Origin of the sequence: Campylobacter sp. IFREMER_LSEM_CL292 (assembly GCF_025771615.1) — a bacterium.
GTDB classification, from domain to species: domain Bacteria; phylum Campylobacterota; class Campylobacteria; order Campylobacterales; family Campylobacteraceae; genus Campylobacter_D; species Campylobacter_D lari_D.
This window is the reverse complement of sequence record NZ_JAKMQP010000008.1, coordinates 57,176-74,609: the sequence shown is the minus strand read 5'-3', so window position 1 is coordinate 74,609 and position 17,434 is coordinate 57,176. Positions and strand designations below refer to the sequence as shown.

21 protein-coding genes are annotated in these 17,434 nt (G+C 29.0%); 4 read left to right on the top strand and 17 right to left on the bottom strand.

Translation table 11 applies throughout. The features are described 5' to 3' along the window. Window positions 1-196: 196 nt before the first annotated feature. From cmoA to L8T82_RS05860, 9 genes are read right to left on the bottom strand one after another with little or no spacing between them, the layout of a single operon-like run. Window positions 197-901, bottom strand: coding sequence for a carboxy-S-adenosyl-L-methionine synthase CmoA (gene cmoA, locus L8T82_RS05900; protein WP_263726103.1), 705 nt, complete (start codon window positions 899-901; stop codon window positions 197-199). Next, on the bottom strand, window positions 891-1,742 hold the full coding sequence (locus L8T82_RS05895) for a bifunctional riboflavin kinase/FAD synthetase (protein WP_263726101.1): 852 nt from the start codon (window positions 1,740-1,742) through the stop codon (window positions 891-893). The genes cmoA and L8T82_RS05895 overlap by 11 nt, the downstream gene beginning before the upstream one ends. After that, the gene (locus L8T82_RS05890) at window positions 1,708-2,430 is read right to left on the bottom strand and encodes a TlyA family RNA methyltransferase (RefSeq protein ID WP_263726099.1); all 723 of its coding nucleotides are present in this window, start codon (window positions 2,428-2,430) and stop codon (window positions 1,708-1,710) included. Before L8T82_RS05890 ends, L8T82_RS05895 begins: the two co-directional genes overlap by 35 nt. Further along, on the bottom strand, window positions 2,420-4,375 hold the full coding sequence (gene ligA, locus L8T82_RS05885; RefSeq protein WP_263726097.1) for an NAD-dependent DNA ligase LigA: 1,956 nt from the start codon (window positions 4,373-4,375) through the stop codon (window positions 2,420-2,422). The genes L8T82_RS05890 and ligA overlap by 11 nt, the downstream gene beginning before the upstream one ends. A gap of 2 nt (window positions 4,376-4,377) precedes the next feature. Further along, window positions 4,378-5,520, bottom strand: a complete 1,143-nt coding sequence (gene folP, locus L8T82_RS05880) for a dihydropteroate synthase (protein WP_263726095.1) — start codon at window positions 5,518-5,520, stop codon at window positions 4,378-4,380. Beyond that, on the bottom strand, window positions 5,507-6,118 hold the full coding sequence (locus L8T82_RS05875) for a DNA polymerase III subunit delta' (RefSeq protein WP_318530098.1): 612 nt from the start codon (window positions 6,116-6,118) through the stop codon (window positions 5,507-5,509). The genes folP and L8T82_RS05875 overlap by 14 nt, the downstream gene beginning before the upstream one ends. 41 nt (window positions 6,119-6,159) lie before the next feature. Beyond that, window positions 6,160-6,696 carry a HobA family DNA replication regulator gene (locus tag L8T82_RS05870; protein ID WP_126340811.1) on the bottom strand — a complete coding sequence of 179 codons (537 nt, stop codon included), beginning with the start codon at window positions 6,694-6,696 and terminating at the stop codon, window positions 6,160-6,162. Next, window positions 6,697-7,899: an aspartate kinase gene (locus L8T82_RS05865; protein ID WP_263726093.1), complete on the bottom strand. Its 1,203-nt coding sequence runs from the start codon at window positions 7,897-7,899 to the stop codon at window positions 6,697-6,699. Beyond that, window positions 7,899-8,369, bottom strand: coding sequence for an RNA pyrophosphohydrolase (locus L8T82_RS05860; RefSeq protein ID WP_133319199.1), 471 nt, complete (start codon window positions 8,367-8,369; stop codon window positions 7,899-7,901). Before L8T82_RS05860 ends, L8T82_RS05865 begins: the two co-directional genes overlap by 1 nt. A gap of 80 nt (window positions 8,370-8,449) precedes the next feature. Here L8T82_RS05860 and hemW point away from each other — a divergent pair, with 80 nt between their 5' ends. Beyond that, window positions 8,450-9,499, top strand: coding sequence for a radical SAM family heme chaperone HemW (hemW, locus tag L8T82_RS05855; RefSeq protein WP_263671574.1), 1,050 nt, complete (start codon window positions 8,450-8,452; stop codon window positions 9,497-9,499). On the opposite strand, the gene L8T82_RS05850 is transcribed toward hemW, so the two are convergent. Both L8T82_RS05850 and L8T82_RS05845 read right to left on the bottom strand, forming a co-directional pair. Continuing rightward, complete coding sequence (locus L8T82_RS05850) at window positions 9,496-9,813, bottom strand: ArsR/SmtB family transcription factor (protein ID WP_133319201.1); 318 nt, start codon at window positions 9,811-9,813, stop codon at window positions 9,496-9,498. The genes hemW and L8T82_RS05850 overlap by 4 nt on opposite strands. Before the next feature lie 8 nt (window positions 9,814-9,821). Beyond that, window positions 9,822-10,802 carry a permease gene (locus tag L8T82_RS05845; RefSeq protein ID WP_133319202.1) on the bottom strand — a complete coding sequence of 327 codons (981 nt, stop codon included), beginning with the start codon at window positions 10,800-10,802 and terminating at the stop codon, window positions 9,822-9,824. Window positions 10,803-10,956: 154 nt separating this feature from the next. Between L8T82_RS05845 and tatB the strand changes: the two genes are divergently transcribed. From tatB to queA, 3 genes are read left to right on the top strand one after another with little or no spacing between them, the layout of a single operon-like run. Continuing rightward, the gene (tatB, locus tag L8T82_RS05840) at window positions 10,957-11,349 is read left to right on the top strand and encodes a Sec-independent protein translocase protein TatB (protein WP_133319203.1); all 393 of its coding nucleotides are present in this window, start codon (window positions 10,957-10,959) and stop codon (window positions 11,347-11,349) included. A gap of 2 nt (window positions 11,350-11,351) precedes the next feature. Next, a complete protein-coding gene (gene tatC, locus L8T82_RS05835; RefSeq protein ID WP_263726092.1) occupies window positions 11,352-12,092 on the top strand; it encodes a twin-arginine translocase subunit TatC in 741 nt (246 codons plus the stop codon). Beyond that, on the top strand, window positions 12,079-13,107 hold the full coding sequence (gene queA / locus L8T82_RS05830; RefSeq protein ID WP_263671599.1) for a tRNA preQ1(34) S-adenosylmethionine ribosyltransferase-isomerase QueA: 1,029 nt from the start codon (window positions 12,079-12,081) through the stop codon (window positions 13,105-13,107). The genes tatC and queA overlap by 14 nt, the downstream gene beginning before the upstream one ends. Here queA and mrdA read toward each other — a convergent pair. From mrdA to L8T82_RS05800, 6 genes are read right to left on the bottom strand one after another with little or no spacing between them, the layout of a single operon-like run. Then, on the bottom strand, window positions 13,100-14,926 hold the full coding sequence (mrdA, locus tag L8T82_RS05825) for a penicillin-binding protein 2 (protein ID WP_263726090.1): 1,827 nt from the start codon (window positions 14,924-14,926) through the stop codon (window positions 13,100-13,102). The genes queA and mrdA overlap by 8 nt on opposite strands. A gap of 1 nt (window position 14,927) precedes the next feature. Beyond that, window positions 14,928-15,419, bottom strand: a complete 492-nt coding sequence (locus L8T82_RS05820; RefSeq protein WP_133319207.1) for a hypothetical protein — start codon at window positions 15,417-15,419, stop codon at window positions 14,928-14,930. Next, window positions 15,409-16,008 (bottom strand): ribosome biogenesis GTP-binding protein YihA/YsxC, encoded by a 600-nt coding sequence (gene yihA / locus L8T82_RS05815; RefSeq protein WP_263670319.1) that lies wholly within the window; start codon window positions 16,006-16,008, stop codon window positions 15,409-15,411. The genes L8T82_RS05820 and yihA overlap by 11 nt, the downstream gene beginning before the upstream one ends. Next, window positions 16,005-16,463 carry a lipopolysaccharide transport periplasmic protein LptA gene (gene lptA, locus L8T82_RS05810; protein WP_133319209.1) on the bottom strand — a complete coding sequence of 153 codons (459 nt, stop codon included), beginning with the start codon at window positions 16,461-16,463 and terminating at the stop codon, window positions 16,005-16,007. Before lptA ends, yihA begins: the two co-directional genes overlap by 4 nt. Further along, the gene (locus L8T82_RS05805; protein ID WP_220566660.1) at window positions 16,445-16,951 is read right to left on the bottom strand and encodes a hypothetical protein; all 507 of its coding nucleotides are present in this window, start codon (window positions 16,949-16,951) and stop codon (window positions 16,445-16,447) included. The genes lptA and L8T82_RS05805 overlap by 19 nt, the downstream gene beginning before the upstream one ends. Then, on the bottom strand, window positions 16,942-17,430 hold the full coding sequence (locus L8T82_RS05800) for an HAD hydrolase family protein (RefSeq protein ID WP_220566659.1): 489 nt from the start codon (window positions 17,428-17,430) through the stop codon (window positions 16,942-16,944). The genes L8T82_RS05805 and L8T82_RS05800 overlap by 10 nt, the downstream gene beginning before the upstream one ends. Window positions 17,431-17,434: the final 4 nt, after the last annotated feature.

Sequence of the window (17,434 nt, the reverse complement as noted above, 5' to 3'; positions counted from 1 at the left end):
CCCATTGCTAATATTTTAACAATAAGTGTAGAATATTAATATTTTATTTATAAATTTTTACTTAAGTATAATTTAAGATAAGAAGTATCTTAAATTTAAAATTACTATAAAATAGACTTTATGGTTAAAAAATAATATTTTTGCTTCCATGGCTTCATAATTATTTTTCTAAAACACATTGTTATAAAAAATATTTTTATTTAAAAGCTATGAAAGTTTCAAAATTTACCCATTTAAAAACACTTTCTACTTTAGAAAATCCTGCCTTTTTAAGCATAGCTATGTTTTCATTTTGAGTATAAGGAATGAGGACATTTTCTAAGGCTTCTCGTTTGCTTGAAATTTCTAGCTTACTATAACCTTGCTCTAGTTTATATTGCTCATAAATTTGTATCATTTTTTTAGCTATTTTGACATCTTCATAAAGAATTTTTTCACTAAGCACAAATATACCATTTTCTTTTAAGTTTTGATAGATTTTATCAGCTAATTCTTGTCTTTTAGGTGGGCGGATAAACTGCAAAGTATAAGTAGCTATAAAAACATCATTTTTAAAAAACTCAAAATCATCTAAATTTTTTTGATGAAATTCTACCCTAGCTCCAAAGGCTTGACATTTGTTTTTGGCGATCTCTAACATAGCATTAGCTTCATCAATACCGCTTAAAAGAAAATCTTTTCTTTTTTCATAAAGTGCAAGCAATAAACTAGCCGTAGAACAACCAAGATCACAAATTCTCGCATTTTGTGGTGCAAAATGATCAATAAGTTCGACTATGAGTTTTAAATTTTGCGTATAAAAAGGCACAGATCTTGACACCATATCATCAAAAACACTTGCTACGCTTTTATCAAATTCAAATTGTTTTTCTAAGGGTTTTTTAAAAATTTCATCTTTCATTTAATCGTCCTAAAATTTCTTTTGCTTTGTCAATATCTTTACTAATTTGTGCTTTTAATAAGGCTAAGTCGTTAAATTTCTCATTAGCTCTTATATAGTCAATAAAACTTAACTCAACTGAAATTACTTTTGTGTTTGTGAAATTTTCATCTAAAATATGCGTTTCTAAAGCAAAATTTTCATCAGTAGATCTTATGCCTATAAAGCTTACACTATGATAACTTTTATTTTCAATCTTTACTAAAGTCGCATATACGCCATCTTTGGGTAAAAAGAAGTCTTTTGTATGTAAATTTAAAGTTGCAAAAAGCTCTTTAGCGCCTATGCCTTGACCTTTGATGATATTTGCTTGTATATTATAAAATCTACCTAGAAAATTTTTAGCTTCTTTGACTTTTGCTTCTTTAAGTAAGGTTTTAATCATACTTGTATGAACACTTTTATTTTGAATTTTAAACTCATCTACGATGATGGTGTTTATACCACAAAGACTTTGTATGTCTTTGGCACTGCATTTTCTTTCTTTGCCAAATTTAAAATCATAACCTACAATGATCTTTTCTAGTTTGGGAAATTCTTGCTTTAAAAGCTTTAAAAAATCCTCGCCTTTATAGTCCTTGATTTTATCAAAATCACAAAAAATCAAAGGAAAATCAACCAAATTTACTCTAAAATCCTTAGGTGTTAGGGCTTCTTTTTCCTCTTTAGTGATGATAAATAAGGCACCATTTTCATCTAAATGCTTAAAAAGCTCAAAATGCCCCAAATGCATACCATCAAAACGCCCCATGGCTAAATTTGTGATCTTAGTTTTTTCTATAGGCGTAGAAAAACTCAACATTACCTTCTTTTCCTTTTAAGTGTGACTCTTGACTTGCTTGCAAGATCCAACCAAGCTTTGCACAAGCTTTTTCAAAGCTTTCTTTAGCATTTTTGATGGCTTTGGTATCTTTTACCACTCCGTTTTTATCGCGCTTAGCATTTTTACCTACTTCAAATTGAGGTTTAAAAAGCAAGATGATAAGATCTTTAGCAAGTTTATCTATATGAAAAATCAAATGTATTAAAGATATAAAACTCACATCACAAGTGATAACATCATATAAAATTTCACTTTTAAACTCACGCAAATCAGTGTTTTCACAAATTTGGATATTTTCTAAATTTCTTAAGCTCTCATGAAGTTGGTTAGAACCTACATCTAAAGCTGTAATGTGTTTAGCATTACTTTGGTGTAAAATTTGCACAAAACCTCCGGTCGATGAACCTATATCTAAACAAATTTTATCTTTGATAGTAAATGTATGCTCTTGTAAAAAATGCTTGAGCTTAAAAGCAGCTCTGCTTACAAAAAGCTCTTCTAAAAGCGTGAGTTTTAAACTCTCATCTTCTAAAGGATTTAAAGATGTGATTTTAAAAGAGGTTTTTTTAAACTCGCCATTGAGTAAAATTTGCTTGTTTTCTATAAGCTCACAAGCTTTATTGCGAGAAATGTTTAACTTTGCACTTACAAAGACATCATACCTCATCATCACCGCCTAAAAGAGCGTTAAACTCAGCTTCATTGATGCACTTAACTCCTAAACTTTGAGCCTTTTCAAGCTTTGAGCCTGCTTCACTTCCATATAATACAAAGTCAGTTTTCTTAGACACACTTGAACTTACCTTTGCTCCAAAGTTTTCGATTAGTTCTTTAAAATGATCGCGTGATTTGCTTAAAGTGCCTGTGATAACAAAGGTTTTATTAGAAATATTATCATTTATAATAAGCTCTTTTTTCTCATCTTCTAAATGTAAAATTTCATAAAAATGCTTAATGCGATTTGCATTGACATGGGTAAATTCTTCTAAGCTTTTAGCCATTTGTTCGCCAAAGCCTTCTAAATTTGCATAAGCTTCATAGCTTTGCATAAACCATTCAAAGCCAAAAGATTGAGCTAATTTTTTAGCTGCTACTTCGCCAATATGCTCTATACCCAAAGCAGTGATAAACCTTGATAAGGGGCATTTTTTTGCATTTTCAATAGCACTTAGAAGATTGTTGATTTTTTTCTCTTTAAAACCTTCCAATCCTTCAAAATCACTATATTTTAAGAAAAATATGCTTTCTATGTTAGTGATTTTTCCTTCTTTAAATAAAAGCTCGACGATATTTTCTCCAAGGCCGTCTATATTTAAACACTTTTTAGATACAAAATGTATGATAGAATTTACAAGCCTTGCTTTACAGTCTAGGTTTTGGCATTTTAAAAAAGCACCCTCATCTAAAAGCTCACTTAAACACTCAGGACAAAGAGTTGGTTTAGCAATCTTACTTTCTAAACCATCACGCCTTTGAGTAAAAACTTTAGTGATTTTAGGTATAACATCTCCACTTCTTATCACACTTACGCTATCGCCTATCATCACTCCAAGTCTAGCTATCTCATCAAAATTATGTAAGGTTGCAGACTTTACGATAACCCCATCTAAATTTACAGGCTCTAAAACCGCCACAGGGGTAATCACCCCACTTCTTCCAACTTGTAAATTAACCCCAAGTAATGTTGTAGTTTTTTCCAAAGCAGGAAATTTAAACGCAGCTATAAATTTTGGAAATTTCACGGTATAACCCAAAAGCTTACAATGAGCTAAATCATCTACCCTTACAACCATACCATCCATCATCATAGGCTTTTGATCTCTTTTTTCTAAAAGCTCGTGATATTTTTCTAAAACCTCATCTAAAGTCTTAACACAAAAAACAAAATCATCTTTTAAAAAACCAAGACTTCTTACAAACTCCATTACTTCAGAGTGCTTGCTAAATTCTAAAGAATTCTCTCCCACTCCCCAAGGATAAAATTTTAAATTTCTTTCTTTTGTAATGCTTGTATCAAGCTGTCTTAAAGAGCCACTTGCTGCGTTGCGTGGGTTTGCAAATAAGCTCAAGCCATCTTTAGCTCTTTTTTCATTGATTTTTTCAAAATCTTCTTTTAAAATCACCACTTCGCCACGAATTTCTATCTTGTCTTTATAAGGAATTTTTTGAGGTATGTTTGATATTTCTTTTACATTTAAAGTAATATCCTCGCCTACTTCTCCATCACCCCTTGTAGCACCGCTGATTAAAATACCATTTTCATAAGTAAGATTTAAACTCGCTCCATCAAATTTAGGTTCTATGAAAAAATCAAACTCACATTTAGCTCTTTTTGCCCAAGCTCTAAGCTCAGCTTCATCAAAAACATCTTCCATAGACCACATTTTTGCACTATGTGCAAGTTTGTGAAATTCACTTTGTATAATAGGAGCGATATTTTGCGTAGGAGAATCTTTAGAAATCTTTTCTTGATGAAGTGTTTCAAATGCTTTTAACTCTCTTATAAGTTTATCATATTCTTCATCGCTTGCTAAAGGCTCATCATCTTCATAATAAGCCCTCATCCATTCTTTTGCTAATTTTACCTTTTCTAAATACTCTTGATAAGTCATCACTACTCCAAAGAAAGTTCATCCATAGCTTTTGCAAGTTCAAACATTTGCTTATGCTCATACACATCATGTGCTCTTATAATGCTTGCACCATTTTTAAAAGCCTCTAAATGTAAATAAAGCGTACCAGCTAATCTTTGTTCAACACTTGAGTTAAAATAAGCATTTATCACACTTTTCCTACTAGCTCCAATCAAAAGTTCTTTTTCAAAGCGTAAAAAATGCTCTAAGTGTTTGATTAACATCATATTATGCCAAGGACTTTTACCAAAACCAATACCAACATCTAAAATCACATCTTCTAAACCAAGCTCACTTAGTCTTTCTAGCTTTTGTGTAAAAAAATCATCAAGATCGGCTAATACATCTTCATAAAAAGGGTTATCTTGCATATTTTGTGGGGTATTTTGTATATGCATGAGTGTATAAGTGGCTTTGTATTTTAAAGCTAGTTTGGCTAAATTTTCATTTTTAAAACCGGTGATATCATTAATAAGCTTAAAGCCTTTATTTAAAGCATATTCTAAACAATACTCATCAAAACTATCTAAACTAAAAATACATTTTTCATAAAGTTTTTCTTTATAGATTAAATCTAAGGTATTTTTTAAACGCTTAAACTCTTCTTCTTTCCCACAATACACACTACCAGGTCTTGAAGAAACCCCGCCTATATCTATATAATCAGCCCCTTGAGAAATCATAAGTTCTATTTTTTCTAAAACTTCATTTTCTTTAACCCTACTTTGAGCGTTAAAACTATCTTCATTAATATTAATCACACCCATAATTTTTGCATATTTGGGTTTAGTAAAATTAGACTTTAAAAACAGTGCTAAATTTTTAAGTTTAAAATCTTGTAATTTTTCTTTTTCTATAAGCTTTTTAGCTTGATCTTGCGTTACCATAAGTAAGGCATTAGTATGTTCTTTACCTAGTATAACTTCTTTGTGGGTTACAAGTTCAGCTCCAACTCTTAGTGCATCTTGTTTAAGTATATTTGCAGCAGGTGCTCTTAGTTCTTTGATAAGAAAAAAATGAATTTTAGTTTTTTCACTCATAATTTTCTCACCTGCTTTGTGTGGCTTTATATATTTAGAAATTTGTTCAAAGTCTGTATTAGGATTGATTTTAATGATTTTCATTTTTTCTCTCGTGTAAAATTAAAGCTATGGTGCTTAGTAAAATAGTTGGCTTTGCATTTAATTTAGCTAGCTCATAAGCTTTATAAAAAAATTCAATTTCTTCATCGTTTAATTTTATATCTTGTTTAAAACACTCATAGCTTAAAACACTAATTAAATCTAAACACTCATGCTTGTCTATATTTTCATATTGTTTTAACAATGAAGCAATTTGAGCAAGATCTATTTTTTTAAGATCTAAATTTAAAGACATCTTTTCTTTTTGAATTTTATGTTTTTCTATGATAAATCTTGAAAGTATAGTAGGTAAAAAAACATTTTTTGAAGGAGCTACGATGATAAAATACACATTTTTTGGTGGCTCTTCAAAAAGTTTTAGTAAAAAATTTTGCGCTTCTTCACGAAAAGACTTAGCTAGTATAACAATGATTTTAGCTTGCGCTTCAGCTACATAGCTTTCTTTCATAATGGCTTTTGCGGTTGCTTGGGCGTTTTTGTCATAAGTTAAGTCATTTAGTCTTAATTCTAAGTCAGGATTTTTAGGTATGAAAAATTTAAGATTTTTTGCTCCATACTCTTCTGTGAGTTTTTCTTGCATTAGTTCAAAATCATTATGGATAATGATTTTATTTCTTAGATTCAAATTTCTACCTTAGAAAAAAGTACAGCCTCTAAGCTTTGCTCAAATACTTTATATAAAGAAATGAGTTTATAGTCTAATTCTTTATCACGCGAGGAAAGATAAAAGCTATTTTGCAATTGCTCATCAAAAAGCCAAAGCATACTTTCTGCTTTAGAATTAGCGATTTTAAATTTAAACCCAGTATTAGTTCCTATATAAAAAAAGGCATAACCATTAGGAAAAGAAATACTTAAAAGATCATTGAGTAAATCTATATCTTCTTGGGTATTGCAAGCTTTGTTATAAATTCCTTTTAAAGACACAAAAGGCACTAAAGGTCTTGTAGTGCTAGCATTGATTTGGCTTAAAAAATACTCTTCAAACCAAGCTCTTTGATCATCAGTAATCACAATAAAAGTATAACCTTGCAAAAGCAAAGCTAATTTAGAAGCTATCAAAGGCGACCATTCAAGACGCCTTTCTTCTAACCAACTTGTATAAGTGCCATTTTCTCGGATTTGCTCTAGGGTAAATTTTAAAAAACTATTACTCATTTATACATCTAGTTTATAAACTTCATGCAATACTCTTACAGCTAATTCACCATATTTTTCATGCACGATAACTGAAATTTTAATTTCGCTTGTAGAAATCATTTGTATGTTAATATTTTCATTTGCCAATGCTTTAAAAGCTGCTGAAGCTACTCCAGAATGTGATTTCATACCCACACCCACAACTGAAACTTTTACCACTGCACTATCTGTTTCTATATTAGCATTAGCACCTAAAACTTTTTTCATAGCATTAGTTGCTAAATCAAGCTCGTTTTCAGGCACAGTAAAGCCCAAATTTGTAGCTCCATCTACACCTACATTTTGGATAATCATATCTACATTGATATTTTCATTTGCCAAATTTCCAAAAATTTCAGCAGCAATTCCTGGCTTATCATCAATATTTCTTAAAGTAACCCTTGCTTGGTTTTTATCTAGTGCTATACCACTAACCAAAGCTTGTTCCATATTTTCCTCCTTAGTAATGATCGTCCCTTCATTTTCATTAAAGCTACTTCTAGTAACTAATTTTACATTTAATTTTTTAGCAAGCTCTACAGAGCGATTTTGTAAAACTTTAGCTCCCAAACTTGCAAGCTCTAGCATTTCTTCATAAGAAATTTTATCTAGCTTTTTAGCCTTTGGTTCAATTCTAGGATCGGTAGTATATACCCCATCTACATCAGTATAAATTTCACACAAATCAGCATTTAAAGCTCCTGCTAATGCAACTGCACTTAAGTCACTTCCGCCACGACCCAAAGTAGTAACATTACCCATTTTGTCGATACCTTGAAAGCCAGCAACTACTACAATATACCCCTCATCTAAAGCTGTATTAATATTTGTAGTATCAATGTGTTCAATTCTTGCTTTAGTATAAACATCATCTGTAATAATCCCTGCATTGCGTCCGGAAAATGCAGTAGCTTTTAAACCCATTTCATTTAATGCAATAGCAAGTAAAGATGAAGTTACACGCTCACCACTACTTAAAAGCATATCCATCTCACGACCTGAAGGATTTTTACTAAAATGATGTGCAAAATCAATAAGCTCATTAGTAACTCCACTCATTGCAGAAACTACTACAACTAATTTATCGCAAGTTTTTTTACTTTTTGCCACTCTTTTAGCAACTTCATCAATACGTTCAAGCGTTCCTACACTCGTTCCCCCATATTTTTGTACGACCAGCATTAAATATACCCCCTTTCTTTAAAATATTTTAAAACCCTAATATATATAGGCTTTTTAAAATGATTAATCATATCATACACATCTTCTAATGAAGCAAATTTATAAGCATCAAATTCAGGATTTTTAGTATTTAGATTAACAATAGCTTTGTTTTTTAATCTAACTAAAAAATATTTTTGATTTTGACCATCATAAGGATACATTTTTTGTGCAACCTTAGGTGGAAAATCATAACTAATCCATTCAGGATGTTCGGCTAAAATTTCAATCTCATCTGTACCTATTTCTTCTTTTAATTCTCTAAATAACGCACTTTTAGCATCCTCTCCCTCATCTATTCCACCTTGAGGAAACTGCCATATATTTTCCATATCATTGCGTTTAGCGAGTAAAATTTTACATTCAAAAGGATAAGCTGATGATAGCACTATTGCGGCTACATTTGGCCTATATTTTTTTTCTTTTTCCATGATTTTCTTATCCTTGACTTTTTAATAATATAATTCTAACAAAAAAATACGAATTTATAATCACATTTTAAAGAAGTTTTATGCATTTATATATACATATACCATTTTGCGAAAGTAAATGTTTTTATTGTTCTTTTACTTCACTTAAAAAAAAAGATTTTGAAAAAGATTATCTAAACGCATTAATGCAAGATATAAAATATCAATTAGATTTTTTTATGCTTGATAAAAATTCCATAAAAACTATTTTTATAGGTGGTGGTACTCCTAGTTTAATGAGTGTTAATTTTTATGAAAAAATTTTTATTTTTTTGCAAAGTTATTTACAAAAAAATAATGAAATAAGCATAGAAGCAAATCCTAACTCAAGCAATTTTTCTTGGCTTAAAGAGATAAAAAATTTAGGTTTTAACCGCATTTCTTTTGGGGTGCAAAGTTTTCATGAAAAAAAATTACAATTCCTTGGGCGTATTCATGATCAAAAAAACATTTTTACAAGTATAGAAAACGCAAAAAAAGCAGGCTTTAATAATATAAATTTAGACTTAATTTATGATACAAAACTCGATGATAGTAAAATGCTTGATTATGAAATTTCTAAACTCGCTTTAATTGATATTAGCCATGTGAGTGCTTATAATTTAACTATAGAAGAAAAGACAAGATTTGCTAAAAAATTTCATTTTAAAAAAAACGCTCCACGCCTTGCAAAACATTTTATCAAAGCTATTGAAAATCTTGGTTATAAACAATATGAAATCAGTAATTTTGGACAAATTTGCAAACATAATCTTGCTTATTGGCAAGGAAAAGACTATATAGGATGTGGTTTAAGTGCGGTAGGATTTTCAAAAAATCAAAGATTTTATACTAAAAAAAATTTAAAAGATTATATAGCAAATCCTTGTTTTAGGGAGGTTGAAAATTTAAGTTCAAAAGATTTGTGTTTAGAGCATATTTTTCTAGGACTTAGAAGCATTATAGGAGTGGATGAAACAAAGCTAGAACCTTTAGAAAAAGAAAAGGCAATGTTTCTTAGCAAAAAAGGGAAATTAGTATATAAAAATGGAATTTTTTATAATACTAATTATCTTTTAAGCGATGAACTAGCTTTGTATATTAGCACTTAAGCTTTGCATTCACAAGAAATTCTTTTAAATTCAGGGAGTTTTATAGAAAGTTCATTGATATTTTTTAATATATCGCTGCAAAAATTATTTAAATTTTCTTTTACTCCATAATACGCCCAAACACCCTGTCTATCTACTTCTAAAAAATTAGCTTCTTTTAAAATTTTTAAATGTCTTGAAAGCCTTGATTGACTCATATTTAAAGAGCTTTGTAAATCACACACGCAAAGTTTTCCGTATTTTTGTAAGAAAGCTAGGATTAAAATCCTACTTTCATCATTAATTGCACTTGTTATTTTTAAAAATTCTTGCATAAAATTCCTTATATAAAAAACATTAAAAGTCCAAAACTAATTGCAATAAAAACAATCATACCTGCAAATAAAAACAAAAAGCTTGTTTTAAAAATTCTTTTAAGCAAAATAAGCTCAGGTAAAGAACACCCTGCTCCTGCTATTAAAAAACTCATCATTATACCAAGCGGAATTCCACTGGTAGTTAAAGCTAGTGCTACAGGAATCATAGCAGTGCAATTCATATAAAGCAAAACCCCTATAAATGCTGCTATAAATACACCCAATACCCCATAATCTTTCATATAATTTTGAAAAAAATCTTGTGGAAAAAAGCCGTGTATAAAAGCCCCAATACCCATACCAATAATAATATATGGCAGAATTTTTTTATATTCATTAAAGCTTTGCATAAATAATATTTTGATTTTATTTTCTTTTGTTTTAGTCTTAAATTTTAAAATTTTACTGCTAATTTTAGAATTTTTAACAAAAATAGAACTAGGTTTTTCACAGCATAAACTTTTAGAAGTATCATTAGAACAACACTTTGAAGTTTGCTCTAAATCATTTTTTAAAAAATCTTCATTAAAAAATCTTTGAGTGTTTATTTTTGAAACACAAAAAGCAATAAATAAAATCACGCTAAATAAAAATCCCACATAAAATAAAGAGATTTTTAAGCCAAAACTTACTACAAACATCACTACTATAATAGGATTAATTAAAGGCGAAGTTATCAAATAAGCTATACATACTCCAAGTGGTACTTTAGCTTTTAAAAATGCATTTAAAAGCGGTATGCTTGAACATGAACAAAAGGGAGTTAAACTACCCAAAAGAATAGCCTTTATATAACTTACAAAAGAATCTTTCTTTAAATGTTCATTGAAAAATTTAGCATAACGCTCATTAAGATAAGCAATGAGCATACTAACTAATATAAATAAAATAGAAATTTCAACAAATAAAATCAAAAAATCTTTAAAAATAAAAAATAACTTTTCCATAATCTTTTACTCCATTTCATTTTAAAATAAGCATAACAAAAATATATTAATATATCAATATATCTTTATATATTAATATTATAAAAGTAATAGTATTTTTAAGTATTTTTATGTAAAATGCAAACTATATATTTAAGCGAAAGAAGATAAAATAATGAGTTTTGGAGAAATTTTAGTTATTTTAGTTATAGCTATTTTAGTTCTTGGGCCTGAAAAACTACCTTCAACTATAGTTGAAATTGCAAAAATTTTAAAAGCCATTAAAAGTAATATTGATGAAGCAAAAGCAAGTATCAATAAAGAATTAAAAATAGCAGAGTTAAAAGATGAAGCACAAAAATACAAAGATGAATTTTCACAAACTAACGAAAATATCAGAAAAAAACTGAGTTTTGAAGAATTTGATCAACTCAAAGAAGATATTTTAAATAATACCAAAGAGTTAAAAAGTGAAATTAATGATTTAGAAAAAGATATACAAGAACTTTCGCGTGTAGAAGAAAAAACTCAAAAAGATGAAAAAAATACTCAAAAAATGGAAAGCTAAGAATGTTTGAAGAATTAAAACCGCATTTAGTAGAACTTAGAAAAAGATTATTTATAAGCGTAGCTTGTGTTGTTGTAATGTTTTTTGTATGCTTTAGTTTTAATAGTTACATCATAGATATACTAAAAGCACCCGTTGAAGCAGCTTTACCTGAAATTTCAAAACAAATGACTTTCGTTGAATTACAAGAGCCTTTATTTACTGCAATGAAAGTTTCATTTTTTACAGCTTTTTTGATTTCTTTACCGGTTATTTTTTGGCAGTTTTGGAAATTCGTAGCACCAGGACTTTATGATAATGAAAAAAGATTAGTAGTGCCTTTTGTAAGCTTTGCTAGCATTATGTTTGCGCTTGGAGCTTTGTTTTGTTATTATATAGTCATACCTTTGGCTTTTAAATTTTTAATTGATTTTGGGGTGCAAACTCAAGATTTTAAACCTTTAATCAGCATAGGCTTGTATGTGGGATTTTTTACTAAACTTGTAGTTGCCTTTGGCTTAGCGTTTGAAATGCCTGTGATAACCTTTTTCTTTGCCAAACTTGGACTTATTGATGATGCATTTTTAAAAAAACACTTTAGGGTTTCAGTTTTAGTAATTTTTGTTTTTTCAGCTATGATGACACCACCTGATATAATCTCACAATTTTTAATGGCCGTTCCTTTGTGCGGGCTTTATGGAATTTCTATTTACATAGCCAAAAAAGTTAATCCTAATCAAAAAGAAAATGATGAAAACGATTGATAAAGATCTTTTGCTTTCTAGTTATGATTATGATTTACCTAATGAACTTATAGCAAATTTTCCTATCTTACCCAAGGAGAATGCTAAACTTTTAGTTTATGAAAGATGTAAAGATCAAATTTTACATTTACATTTTAAGGACTTAGCTAAAATTTTACCACCTTGTGAAATTATCTTTAATGACACTAAAGTAATAAAAGCAAGAATTTATGGATTTAAAGAAAGTGGTAGCAAAATAGAACTTTTCATTAATCACCCTTTAAAAAATAATGATTTTTTAGTTCAAATTCGTGGCAAGGTTAAAGAAGGACAAATTTTATATTTTGAAAATTCTTTAAAAGCTAAAATCAAAAAATTACACGATGATGGCACAAGAGAAGTAGAATTTTTTAATGATGAAAAAAAATTCAATCATCATGAAGTTTTTGAAATTTTAGAAAAAATAGGCCATATACCTTTACCACCATATATTAAAAGAGCAGATGAAGCACAAGATAACATTAACTATCAAAGCATTTTTGCCAAAAATCAAGGTGCGGTTGCTGCACCCACTGCAAGCTTGCACTTTGACGAAGCAATGATAAAAGAACTTAAAAAAAATCATAATATCCATACTATCACACTTCATGTTGGTGCGGGAACTTTTAAAGGTGTAGAATGCGAAGATATACGCGAGCATAAAATGCATTCAGAATTTTTCTATGTTGATAATGAAACTTGTGCTTTGATTAATTCTTCTAAAAAAATACTTGGTGTAGGCACCACAGTTACTCGTTGTATAGAGTATTATCATAGAAAAAAAATAAAAGAAGGTTTTTGTGATTTGTTTTTACACCCACAAAATACCCCACAAAGACTTGATTTTTTACTCACTAATTTTCACTTACCAAAATCAACTCTCATTATGCTTGTGGCTTCTTTTATAGGCAGAGAAAAAACTTTAGAACTTTACCATGAAGCTATAAAAAACAAATATCGTTTTTATTCTTATGGCGATGGAATGCTAATCATTTAGCTTTTTTCTTAATATATTTTTTATCAATATAACCCAAATCTATAAGTTTTTGATAAATTTTAGCAAGTACAGGTCCGCCTGCACTACTACCACTTTTTCCATGTTCGATTAAAACTACTACTACATATTGAGGTTTTTCATAAGGCGCATAAGAAGTAATCCAAGCATGAGATCTTAAAAAATACTCTAAATCCTCTTCTTTAATACGCTTTTTTTCACTTTGGGAAATTCCAACTACTTGAGCTGTTCCTGTTTTGGCTGCTATAGTAATAGGAGAATTTCTTAAAAATCTTGCCGTAGTTCCACCATCAACATTGGCCACCTCATACATCGCACGCCTTAAAAGTGGAAGTTTTGATAATTCAAAAGTCGTAAAAACACTTTCATTATTGTCAAAATTTACCTTAGTAACATTATCATCAATGCTATGTAAAAAATGCGGTGTGATATTTTTAGCCGTAGCAATCATAGCTGTAAATTTAGCCACTTGCATAGGAGTAGCAAGAAAATCACCTTGACCTATGCTTGTATTTAAAGTTTCACCTTGATACCAAGGTTGATTGTATTTTTCTTTTTTCCAAATTCTATTAGGAACTGTTCCTATAAATTCATTAGGTAAATCTACTCCTGTTTTTGCACCAAAACCTATTCTTTCAAAAACAGAACTAATGATGTCAATACCAACCTCCAAAGCTCCTTTATAAAAATATACATCACAGCTTTCTCTAATAGCATCTGTCATATCTACATAACCATGACCTATAGCCTTCCAACATCTAAATTTTCTACCACCAAGTTCAAAGTTAGAATCACACAAATATTTATGATTTTCATTCACTTTTCCACTATCTAAAAATGCTAAAGCTGTTCCCATTTTTATAACTGAGCCTGGAGGATAAAGACCATTAATGAGTTTATTAGTAAAAGGATGGTTTAAATCATTAGAAAGTTTATCCCATTCTTCTTGACTAATACCGGTAACAAAAGGATTGAGATTATATTCAGGAAAACTACCCGCTGCTAAAATAGCTCCACTTTTTACATCCATTACTATAGCAGCGCCTGCTAAATTTTCAAAAATACTAGCCAAGTATTCTTGCAAATCAAGATCAATGCTTAAAGTGATATTACTTGAAGTAGGTTTTTTATAAGAAAGTTCTTCTATCTCTTTATTTAATGCATTTACTTTGCTAACCTTTTCACCCTTTTGACCTTGCAAAATTTCATTATAAGAACGCTCTATACCGCTACGCCCTACATAGCTAGTTAATCTTGCAATTTCATTTTCATTCATATCGTTTAAATTTGCTTTTCCAACATAACCTATAACATGGCTAGCTAAAGTATCATAAGGATAAAATCTTTGAGTAGTAGATTTAACTTGCATATTTTCACGCAAATTAAGCTTAGTAAAATGCTTAATCATAGCATCATATTCTATAAATGGAACTACTTCTATATAATCTTGATTATAATAAGAATCTGCTTTTATATAATTTCGTTTTAATTTAGTTATGTTTAAATCAGGAAAAGCATCTACTATAACTTGCAATTCCTGCTCTAAAAGATTTCTGTTTTTCTTTTTTATATACAAATATGGCTTTATAGAGATTGAAAAACCTAATTTATTTACTGCTAAGGGCCTACCTTTAACATCTAAAATTTGCCCTCTTACAGGTGCTAAAAATTGCGTTTTAATGGCATTTTGTTTAGCTATTTCTTCATAATAAACATTAGATTTAATGCTTATATAATACACTCTAGCAAGTAAAAGTATAAAAAAACAAGCTATAAATCCCATCACCAAACGCATACGCATATTAGATTTTCCCTTTAAAAATAACAAAAGAAATCAAAGCTTCAACGACAAAAAACCATAGATATTCAATACCAAATTTTAAAATTTGACTATTATCTAAATATGCCAAAAATACATCAAAAAGATAGATAAAAATATAAGCACAAAAGGTAAATATAACGAGCAAATAATGGCCTAGTTTTAATTTACTTTTAAACCAATCAACAAAAAGATGATAAAAAACGAAAAAAGCTATCCAAGAACTAAAAAGATAAAATCCATGGATAATATCAATTAATAAAAGATAAAACAAAGAAAAATACCATCTAAAATCAAGCTTATTAAGAGTTCTTTCTTTTTCTTTTAAAAGCACTATCATATAACAAAAAAACACGCCAAACAAAGGAGGCATCCAATAATAAACAGAGCTTAGCACTTGATAAAAAATCAAAGATAAATAAAAAAATAAATAAGAAAAATCAAATCTATTTTTTACTAAATTTCTACTCCTCATTAAAACCTAAGCTCTCTAAAATAATTTTTTGTTCTAATTTATCAATACCACTTTTTTTCAAATTTGAAACTAAAATGGCATTTTTATTTACATTTAAAATTTTTACTTTTTGACTTTGATTGAGCTTATCTGCTTTTGTATAAACTATTATTTTTTTTTGATCAGCTCTAATAAAAGAATCTAAATACAAATCCAAATTTGCATCAATATCTAAATTTTCATGTCTTGAATCTATTAGATGAATAAAAAGTTTGATAGAACTACGCTCTTTTAAAAACTCATCTAAATTTTTGTTCCAAATAGCCTTAGTTTTTTTGCTCACTTTAGCATAACCAAAACCAGGTAAATCGATAAACATCAATTTAAATTTATCCTCATCTTTTTTACAATCAACTTCAAAAAAATTAATGAGTTGGGTTTTGCCTGGAGTTGAAGAACTTTTTGCTAAATTTTTATTCTTACAAAGAGTATTAATCAAAGAACTTTTTCCTACATTAGAGCGACCTAAAAATGCAATTTCAGTATATATAGGCTGTGGAGCTTCATTGATTTTAGAAGCAGAAGTTAAAAATTTAGCATTTAATATCATTCTTTTACTTCAAATACAAATTTAGCAGGTTTTTTATCTTTACTAACTACTCTATAAGTCATATTTTTTCTATCTACTATGATTTTATCACCTATAAGCTCTTTTTTTGACTGCACTTCTATAATTTTTGCATTACCATTAATTTCATATGTATCTTTAGCTACATTATAAACAAACTCATCACCACTTCCATGATAAATCTTATCTTTCATCATAATTTTAAATTTAGCATCTTTAGTAGCTATATACTTAATAGGTTGTTTATTTTTCATATAAATGACTAATTTTTGCGAATTTAAAATATCTTTACCTTTTTTTACTTCCACATCACCGGTTAATATGCTCGTTTCATTTTTCTCATCCAAATAAAAATCTTTAGCATAAACTTCTATTTTTTGAGCACTAAATGCAAATAAATTTAACAAACACAAAAAAATTATTGCTCTAAAAACCATGCTTTTATTCCTTGAATTTTTAATTCTTTTTGATTTACATCATATAAAAAATTATCCCCAAAAACCTCATTTAACCCTATATATGCCTTAAATTTTTCATTGGAAAATAAAATTTTATTTTTCATATCATAAATTGCTTTTTGAGTAAAAATAGAAGTTTGATTTTGATCAAAATAACTTACATTACCTTCTAAAATGGATTTTTCATCATTTCTTACTAATAAATCCGAACTTAAATTATAATCAAGTGCTTGCACTTTAAAATCATCAAAAATATCTTTATCTTGGTATTTTACCCAACGACTTGCTTGATAGCTAGCTTTTGTAACAGATGTATTAAGCTCATAATCAAGCACATCAAAAGCTTGCATATTTGCCACATCCACCTTTTGCGGTTTTATTGCAAACAAATAAGGATCTTGAGTACTTAAAATCACCATAACAAAGGCAAATAAACTCATTAATATAGCAAAAATTTTTATCGCCAAAGTTTATCCCATTGAACTTGCATATTGTTATGTTCAATTAAAATTTCTATCATCTCACTTACCGCCCCATTACCACCTTTTCTGTTTAAAACTTTATCAGTTTTTAAAGCCTTATGCGCATCTTTTGGCTTAAAACTATAAGCAACTGCTTCAAGTAAACTCATATCGTTATAATAATCCCCAATAGCAGCACATTGAGAAAAGTCTAAATTTAATTTTTCTAAAATTTCTTTAGCACAAGTTAATTTATCACTAATACCTTGATATACTAGATCAATTTTTAAATCTCTAGCTCTAAAATACACACACTCGCTAGTCCTGCCTGTAATAATAGCAACTTTTTTGCCAAGCTTTTGCCAAGCCTCAATTGCTGCACCATCTTTTACATTAAACTCTTTAATTTCACCATAATTTTGTGTGTAGATGATTTTACCATCTGTTAGACAACCATCTACATCTAAAAAAATAAGCTCTATCATAATT